The sequence below is a fragment of the Bartonella sp. MM97QHHN genome (assembly GCF_042194285.1).
GTDB lineage: Bacteria > Pseudomonadota > Alphaproteobacteria > Rhizobiales > Rhizobiaceae > Bartonella.
The window spans coordinates 48,158-56,941 of record NZ_JBHIMS010000032.1 but is presented as its reverse complement, the minus strand read 5'-3'; the positions used below and the strand labels follow the sequence as shown (position 1 = coordinate 56,941).

8 protein-coding genes and 1 pseudogene are annotated in these 8,784 nt (G+C 34.4%); 6 read left to right on the top strand and 3 right to left on the bottom strand.

Features of this window, described 5'->3' with window-relative positions:
• From ACFIJW_RS01945 to ndk, 3 genes and pseudogenes are all read left to right on the top strand, one after another.
• On the top strand, positions 1-257 hold a 257-nt coding region (locus ACFIJW_RS01945), incomplete at its 5' end, for an autotransporter outer membrane beta-barrel domain-containing protein (protein WP_375633116.1).
• A pseudogene (locus ACFIJW_RS01940) lies at positions 238-687 on the top strand (autotransporter outer membrane beta-barrel domain-containing protein); the annotation flags it as partial. The gene ACFIJW_RS01945 and the pseudogene ACFIJW_RS01940, both read left to right, overlap by 20 nt.
• 268 nt (positions 688-955) lie before the next feature.
• The gene (gene ndk, locus ACFIJW_RS01935; RefSeq protein WP_375633115.1) at positions 956-1,378 is read left to right on the top strand and encodes a nucleoside-diphosphate kinase; all 423 of its coding nucleotides are present in this window, start codon (positions 956-958) and stop codon (positions 1,376-1,378) included.
• A gap of 302 nt (positions 1,379-1,680) precedes the next feature.
• Here the strand turns inward: ndk and pgsA are convergent, their stop codons facing one another.
• From pgsA to ACFIJW_RS01920, 3 genes are all read right to left on the bottom strand, one after another.
• Complete coding sequence (gene pgsA, locus ACFIJW_RS01930) at positions 1,681-2,262, bottom strand: CDP-diacylglycerol--glycerol-3-phosphate 3-phosphatidyltransferase (RefSeq protein ID WP_273723320.1); 582 nt, start codon at positions 2,260-2,262, stop codon at positions 1,681-1,683.
• Between the two features lie 72 nt (positions 2,263-2,334).
• A complete protein-coding gene (uvrC, locus tag ACFIJW_RS01925; RefSeq protein WP_375633114.1) occupies positions 2,335-4,314 on the bottom strand; it encodes an excinuclease ABC subunit UvrC in 1,980 nt (659 codons plus the stop codon).
• 384 nt (positions 4,315-4,698) lie between these two features.
• Complete coding sequence (locus ACFIJW_RS01920) at positions 4,699-5,562, bottom strand: 23S rRNA (adenine(2030)-N(6))-methyltransferase RlmJ (RefSeq protein WP_375633113.1); 864 nt, start codon at positions 5,560-5,562, stop codon at positions 4,699-4,701.
• Between the two features lie 1,643 nt (positions 5,563-7,205).
• On the opposite strand from ACFIJW_RS01920, the gene tatA reads away from it, so the two are divergent.
• Genes tatA through tatC form a run of 3 tightly spaced genes read left to right on the top strand, consistent with a single transcriptional unit; the run spans position 7,206 to position 8,782 of the window.
• A complete protein-coding gene (tatA, locus tag ACFIJW_RS01915) occupies positions 7,206-7,508 on the top strand; it encodes a twin-arginine translocase TatA/TatE family subunit (RefSeq protein WP_375633111.1) in 303 nt (100 codons plus the stop codon).
• Between the two features lie 55 nt (positions 7,509-7,563).
• Positions 7,564-8,019, top strand: a complete 456-nt coding sequence (locus ACFIJW_RS01910; RefSeq protein WP_375633109.1) for a twin-arginine translocase subunit TatB — start codon at positions 7,564-7,566, stop codon at positions 8,017-8,019.
• The gene (gene tatC, locus ACFIJW_RS01905; protein ID WP_375633107.1) at positions 8,000-8,782 is read left to right on the top strand and encodes a twin-arginine translocase subunit TatC; all 783 of its coding nucleotides are present in this window, start codon (positions 8,000-8,002) and stop codon (positions 8,780-8,782) included. Before ACFIJW_RS01910 ends, tatC begins: the two co-directional genes overlap by 20 nt.
• The last annotated feature ends 2 nt before the right edge of the window (positions 8,783-8,784 follow it).

Here is an 8,784-nt window from a genome sequence, read left to right as displayed (position 1 = left end):
CGTCAAAGAACAGTTGGTTACAGCCTTATGGACAATTTACATGGTTACAAGTTGAGGGTAAAGAAATCAAGTTATCGAATGGCATGACAGGTGACATGCGTCCATTCACTTCATTACGCAGTGAGGTTGGCTTATCTTTAGGATATGAATTTGGTTCTCGCATAGATTCCTCATCACTTGCGTATATTACAGCAGCATGGTTGCGTGAGAATAAAGATGACAATCATACCTTGNAGGGCATTGGGAACTTCCTTTGAAGCTGGTTATCGACTTAAGACGTCAAAGAACAGTTGGTTACAGCCTTATGGACAATTTACATGGTTACAAGTTGAGGGTAAAGAAATCAAGTTATCGAATGACATGACAGGTGACATGCGTCCATTCACTTCATTACGCAGTGAGGTTGGCTTATCTTTAGGATATGAATTTGGTTCTCACATAGATTCCTCATCGCTTGCGTATATTACAGCAGCATGGTTGCGTGAGAATAAAGATGACAATCAAACGTTAATTAATCAACGCCATCCATTTACCACTGACTTATCGGGGAATGCAGGTAAATTAGGAATAGGTTTAAGCAGTTTAGTGAGTGAGAAGTTAAAGTTATATGGTGAGGCACATTATATTAAAGGGCGTAAAACAAAACAGTCCCTTCAGGGTATTTTAGGTGTACGCTATAGTTTCTAATTATATGGTTATTTTTTGATTGATTTCAATGATAATTTTGATAGGAAGCATTTAAGATTATGAAAGAAGATTCAATATTTATTGAGATTCGGTAGCGCATCTTTATGATGGGATAAGCAATTGCAGGTATTTGTATTAAAGTTTTCTTTATAATTTATTCTATGTTTTTGAGAATTTGTGTAGATTTTTGCAGAGTCACTTGGCAAAGGGCTCCTTGCTCGCTATAGAAATGGCTAGAGAATATTATAAATGAAATAAAGGTGGTTAAATGGCTTTAGAGCGTACTTTTTCGATGATTAAACCAGACGCAACCCGTCGTAATTTGACTGGCGCAATTACTAAAATGCTTGAGGATGCGGAGCTACGTGTTATTGCGTCTAAACGTGTCTGGATGAGCAGACGTGAGGCTGAAAAATTTTATGCTGTTCATAAAGAACGTCCTTTTTTTAGTGAATTGGTTGAATTCATGTCTTCTGGTCCAACCGTTGTACAAGTTTTGGAAGGTGAAAATGCAATAGCTAAAAACCGTGAAGTAATGGGGGCTACGAATCCTAGTGATGCAGAAGAAGGGACAATTCGTAAGGTTCATGCTTTATCGATTGGCGAAAATTCTGTCCATGGATCCGATAGTGCTGAAACGGCAAAAACAGAAATCGCCTTTTGGTTTTCTGAGGTAGAAATTGTTGGTTAATAAAGCGTTTATAATAATAAAGCGTATATAAGAAGCAAAAATCCGAAACACTATATTTCGGTTTTTTGCTTATGAGATTATAGATTTTTTTGAAAGCATATGGAGCATTAATCGTTTTTTTAGCTTTTAATATTGCAGCTGCTTTTACGAAAATATAAAGCCTATTTACTGTTTTCTGAAATGTGCAAAAAAGTGTTTTATTGATTTATCATTAATAGATTTAAAATAAATCAATCTTATGCTATTCTCATCTCTTATTTAAGTACAAAAAGATAAATCATCATTATAAAATTCCATACTATTCATAGGATAACGTGTTTTAAACCTGCACGAAAATAATCCCACCCTGTCCACAATGTAAGGAGGGCAGAAATCCACAGCATAGTAATGCCAAACTCTACTGTGTAAGGGAAAATTTTATTACCGGCTGGTCCAGCTAAAAGAAATACAATAGCGATCATCTGTACAAAAGTTTTCCATTTTGCAAGACGAGAGACAGGAACACTAACTTTTAACTCAGCCAAATATTCACGTAATCCTGATACAAGAATTTCTCTGCAAAGAATGATAATAGCTGCCCATAGTGTCCACCCAGCGATGGTACTGTCTGCGGCAAGCAAGAGAAGACAAGCAGAGACGAGAAGTTTATCGGCGATTGGATCTAACATGCGACCAATATTGGATGTTTGTTCCCAAATACGAGCAAGGTAACCGTCAAGAAAGTCAGTAATGGATGCAACGATAAAAATGGAAACAGCAATCCAGCGAGTGATATCACTTGATTGTAGTCGCCCTTCTAAAAAAAAGCATGCAACAACCATTGGGACTGCAACAATTCGTGCATAAGTTAAAATATTTGGAAAAGAAAAAGTATGATTTTTCATGGAGCCATTTTTAATTCTTGTGAAAGAGAATATATTTCCTAAACGTAACAAGGCGAAGGTTATGAAACAAGCCTATTTTTCATGAAAATGGTTATGAATTTTTTGTGCAATTGTCATAGAGATTCCCGTAACTTTTTTTAAATCTTCAAATGAGGCACTAGCAACAACTTTGGCACTTCCAAAATGATGAAGCAACGCACGCTTTCTTGTCGGACCGATATTTTCGATTTCATCAAGTGGGTTTTTGAATGTTGCTTTTTTTCGTTTTATCCTATGAGTTCCAATCGCAAAACGGTGTGCTTCATCACGCAGACGTTGCAAAAAATAGAGGATAGGATCACGTGGAGGAAGTGTAAAGGGGGAAATACCTTTTATAAAAAATCTTTCACGTCCCGCATGACGGTCAACACCTTTGGCGATTCCAACAACTGTGAAGAGATCATTTAATTGTAACTCAGCAAGTATTTCATGTACGCTGTTGATTTGTCCTTCACCACCATCGATTAAGATAAGGTCAGGCCAAATGGGAAAAAGATCATCATCTTTTATGTCATGACTTCTATTTGGCAGATCATACTCTTTGATAAGGCGTGAAAATCTTCGTTTAATCACTTCTTTCATCATGCCAAAATCATCGCCAGGCGTGATATCTGTTGAGCGAATGTTGAATTTTCGATATTGATTTTTAATAAATCCCATTTGACCAGCAACAATCATAGCCCCTACAGCATTTGTTCCCATGATATGAGAATTGTCATAGACTTCTATCCGGCGTGGAGGAAAAGGTAGTTGGAATGTTTTAGCAAGACCTTGAAGCAATTTTGTATGGGTGGCTGTTTCAGAAAGCTTATGTTCAAGTGCTTCATGAGCATTGAGATAGGCACGATTAACAAGAGTTTTCCGTTCACCTTGTTTGGGTAAAGAGAGGGATACTTTGTGGTTTGCTTTGAGACTAAATGCTTCTGTAAGAAGTGCTTTTTCTTCAATTTCTTCAGATAAAAGGATACTTTTGGGAAGTGGTTTATTATCGTAAAATTGGGCAAGAAAACTCGCTAAAATTTCAGTGCGGGAAAAAGAGGGATCTGCTTTAGGAAAATAGGCACGGTTTCCCCAATTTTGCCCCATGCGAAAAAAGAACACTTGAATACAAGTCATTCCTTCTTTTTGCGCAATTGCAAATACATCCGCTTCTTTTATCGTTTGAGGATTAATACCTTGATGGCTTTGTATGTGAGAAAGGGCTGATAAGCGGTCACGATAGGAAGCTGCTTGTTCAAAATCAAGATTTTCTGCGGCTTTATGCATAGCTTGAACCATATCGCTTTTAATAGATTGATCTTTTCCCGAAAGGAACGCTTTTGCTCCTTTCACCAGTTCTTTATAATCACTGTCACTAATTTCATGAGTACAAGGTGCAGAACATCGCTTAATTTGATAAAGCAAACAGGGGCGTGTACGGTTTTCAAAAACTGAATCAGTACAGGTTCGTAATAAAAAGGCGCGTTGTAAAACATGAACTGTTTGTGTCACTGCACCAGCAGAAGCAAAAGGACCAAAATAGTGAGCTTTTCGTGTTCGAGCACCACGATGTTTGTAAAGTGCAGGCACTCGATGATCATCTGTAATCATAATATAAGGGAAACTTTTATCATCACGCAGGAGTACATTAAAATGTGGATGCAATCTTTTGATGAGATTGGCTTCTAAAAGGAGTGCTTCTGTTTCTGTATGGGTGACGATAAATTCCATATGATATGTTGCACGAATCATGCGGGTAATACGATTATTGTGTCCTTGTTCACGTGTATAGTTTGAAACACGTTTTTTGAGATTACGGGCTTTGCCAACATAAAGAATATCACCATTTTCACCAATCATCCGGTAAACCCCAGGCTTATGCGGAAGGTGTCTAACAAACTCTTGTATGAACTTGATACCCTGGAATTGATCTTTCTCATTGCTTTGATTGGCATTATGCCATGTAATATTAGAGAGAAAAGAAAGATTTTCCCGTTCATTTTGCGGATAATTTGTATTATTTTTCAGGACCATTCCGTTTATTACGAATATGTTGTTTGTTTAATATATGAAATATTCTTTTTTATTAAATAATGATTATTCATGTCTTTATAATTTTTTTCTATAAATAATATCTTATAACATAAGAGTATGATTTTAGAGAGCCGATCTTTCATAAAAAATATGAGAGTTGTTATTCTAAAACAGCTTTATGAATTTGCCTAATTTATCCATTAAAATGATTGAAATAAGAAATCCATAATGATTAAGAGGATAGGCTTTCTAAAAAAATAATTCACGCTGATCGTTATTAGCTTACTACTATAATATGTTGGTATTATTCAAAGAACTTTATCATTCAAAGTCTTTATATCTTACAACATGATATTTGATTTAGGAAAAATATCAGAGAAAGATCTAAAATAATAGATGTTCTTTTTGAAGCCACTTATGAGTTATTTTGGCATTTTCATCTTGTCCAAGACGGTTGATAAGAAAGGGGCTGAGTTTTTTCATTTCTTCTTCCAAAAGGTAGGGAGGGTTAATAATAATCATACCACTTCCATTCATTGTCGGTGGACTTGAACTTTTTCGGATACGCATTTCAAGCTGTAGAATCTTAGGAATTCCGGTTTGATAAAGCGCGTGAAGAAAACTTTCAATTTCTTTGTCATATTTAACAGGATACCATAAAGCGTAGATCCCTCCAGAAAAGCGACGATAGGCTTTCGTTAATCCCTCAATAAGGCGGGAAAACTCACCAGCTTTTTCAAAGGGAGGGTCAACAAGGATAAACCCACGTTTTTCTTTTGGTGGTACATGAGCATTTAAGGAAAGCCAACCATCTAAATGCAGAACTTTTGTCTGATAATCTCCTGCAAAGTTTTTTGCTAAAATATGATAATCTTCATTGTGCAATTCTATTGCGGTGAGGCGATCTTGTTTCCGTAATAATTGACGAATAAGAACAGGAGATCCAGGATAAAATACAATTTCTTTTTCCCCTTTATTGAGGGCATCAATGATGTCACACCATGGACAAAGGAGTGTTTTTAAATCTTCTGGGATAGGAGTTGAAAAAAGTCGTTGGACACCTTCGCGCCACTCTCCTGTTTTATGTGCTTCTAAAGAAGAAAGGTCATAAATACCGATTCCAGCATGCGTATCTATAACGCGAAAAGCTTTTTCTTTGCGTTTGAGATATTCTACAATGCGAGTGACAATAATGTGTTTAAAAACATCAGCAAAATTGCCAGCATGATAAATATGCCGATAATTCATGGAGTAAACTCTATCATTATGTATAACTGTACCGGATTATTAGCATAGAATAATAGAATTGATATCCATAAAAATACTCTTGTAGAAATCAAACAATGCCCTCACCCCCCAATTATACACTACAGAAAAAATATTAATGTTATGGGAGCATTTATTCACAGAGCTATTTTTATATAATGAGATTAATCGTTAAAATTTTAATTTTTTTATATGAAAGATAGACAAGAAGAGATCAAACATTTCAATAGAGATATTTATGTTGTAAGAGAATTTTTTATGATCGCGGACTCTTTTAGGAAAACTATAAAAAACACTCAATTAACGAGAATATTAGTGAAGTTTGTTGAAAAATTGAAGGGTATCTTTCAAATTCATTCATAAATTTGCTTGTTTAAAGATTAAAGAATTTCAAATGCTTGATAAAAACATTGTTACATTGATCAGTTTTTTAGCGAGCGTAAAATTATGGAGAGAGCAATAAAGTGCTGGTGTTATAGTGATAGATTTTTGTAAAAGTATGAATGAATCTCATTGCTTTAAGCGGAGCCAAAGCTTTACATTATACACGCTAAATGGCTAGGTTATTGTGTATGACGCTAAAATAAAACTTTTGAAAATTGATATGCACTCTGCAAGCTATTTCAATAAAATGAGAATTTTAAACTAAAGTAAATAGGTTTATTTATCTCTAACACTGTATTATCGAGCGGCTTTATAAGGAAATCTTATAAAAAAGGCGAGGATAAGAAATTCTTTTTACATGAATTATGCTTCGATTCCATGCTTTTGATTGAATATAATTTTCTATTAATGCCCATTCTGGTTTCAATACTGAGATAGGTTAAACACATGATATTATGAGAACGCATGCCCAGAATCCGGAGACTTGTAATAGTTAGAGCATGCCGTGGCTTAGAGAGCTGGTTATATGGAGGTATTTTACTGAATAAAGGCACAAGCTGGTACCTTTTTTATTTTTTAGCAGTATTGCCATACCTTTTGGCACTTGAGTTGGTTCATAAAGTACATTTTTACTCTTTCCGCTAATAGTTTTTATTTACACGACAGATAGTTAATTAAATACGATGATGGCTCATATTTCGTATTGTATATGGAATAATGGATGATAAAATTCCTACCCCAACGCAAAGAATAAATGTTGTGCGTAAGATGATCGTTTTTGAAGAGACCGATGATGTGTTAAGAAAGTTTTTTAGAGATTTTTCTTTCTGATTTTTTTAATTGAACACGTAAAATGTTTTACAGCATGTTATGATTTTTATCAGTAAAGGATAATTTGGCGGAAATGTTTGTAATGATACGTACAACATTGTTTAAAAGGAAAGACATTGGCTATAGTATTTACAGGAAGATGAGTAACCTAAGAGATCAGATGAAGTTATTTTAGAAAAGTTTTTAAGTGTTTTGAACTTTGTATGAAGTGGTTTATCATTTTTGAATGGTTTGTGTTATAATACGCTAAAAAAGGATGAGAGGATAAAAAGTTCTTTTTGCAATAAAAGCGTGTAATTGCTTTTAAGTTAAGAAGAAAATATATAAGTAAGATATTATATTTGATACATTCTTCAGAGGAAGCATGAATAAATGAAATCAAATTTAAAAGCATAAAGTTAGAGAGAATAATGGGTAATATTTTTTCACCAACGCATTTAATTATAATTTTATTGATTATCTTTGTGCTTTTCGGTCGCGGTAAAATTTCTGAATTAATGGGCGATGTTGCTAAAGGAATTAAAGCCTTCAAAAAAAATATGAAGGAAGAAGATGATAGCATTGAGGATAAAGTTGAAATGGCTCCTAGTTCCCAAATGATTGATGTAGAATCTCAACAATCTCAGCCGTTATCGGTAAAACATGCAACAGCGCGCAGAAAGGTTTCTTCTGCTTCTAAAAAAAGCAAAACATCTGTTGCTAAAAAACAGTAACAAAAACGCAATCATCATTGTGCAATATTTTTTGATGAGAAAGTCGAATTAAGAGATGTTTGGGATTGACGGACCAGAGTTTATCGTAATCTTACTTGTTCTCATCATTGTCGTTGGACCAAAAGATTTACCTAAAATATTAAAGACAGTAGCAAAGATAAGAGCGTATGTGTATTCAACAGCAAATGAACTTCGTCATCAGTTTGATGATGCAATAAGACAAATCGAGCGCGATGATTTGCAAAAAGTATGTTCGGATATTAGCGATTCAAGCAAGAAGTTGGCAGAAACTTTTGATCCCACTCAAAATATATTAGAGGATATCCACGATAATTGGGATGTTAAGGAAACACATCATAAATTTAAAAAAGATAAAGAAATTTTGGAATGTGATCAAAAGGTAATCAAGAAAGATATGACAGTTTCTATAGCTTCTCATCATTCTGAAAACATTTTTGTTTCTCCTAAAGATAAAAAAAAGAAGATGTGTCATGAATGTAAAAAAAGATGAAGTTGATGCTAATATGACTCCACTTTTAGAACATTTAATTGAACTTCGTCAGCGAATTATTTCTGCTTTGGTTGCATTTATGATCGCTTTTATGATGTGTTTTCTTGTTAAAGATTATATCTTAAATTTTTTACTATGGCCATATCAGTGGGCAATGAAAATAGCAGGGGGTAACCCTGAGGGTATTCGTTTGCAATCAACGCAAGTATGGGAAACTTTTTTAACGAAGATGAAACTTTCTGCTTTTGGGGGAATTATTTTATCTTTTCCCTATACGGCTTTTCAGTTTTATAGTTTTATTGCACCAGGGCTTTATAAAAATGAGCGGATGGCTTTTTTACCATTTCTCATTGGGGGGCCTATTTTATTTTGTATTGGGGGAGCGTTTGTTTATGGTCTATTAGCGCCAATAATACTATGGTTTAGCCTTTCTCAACAATTTCTTCCAGATGTTCATTTAAAAATAGAGTTTATAGTGCGTATTTCTGATTATTTGGGCTTTATGACATCATTTATCCTAATTTTTGGTTTGATTTTTCAATTACCTCTTGTCATCAGTCTTTTAACAAAAATTGGATTTTTAACGTCTCATGATTTGGTTTCTAAACGAAAATGGACTATTTTGCTCTCTTTTATCATTGCGGCAATCATAACGCCGTCGGATTTTTTTACGATGTTTGCAGTGGCTTTACCAACGATAGCACTTTACGAGATTTCAATTTTAATTGCTTACAGTATAGAAAAGAGAAGAAAATCCGCTTAAGA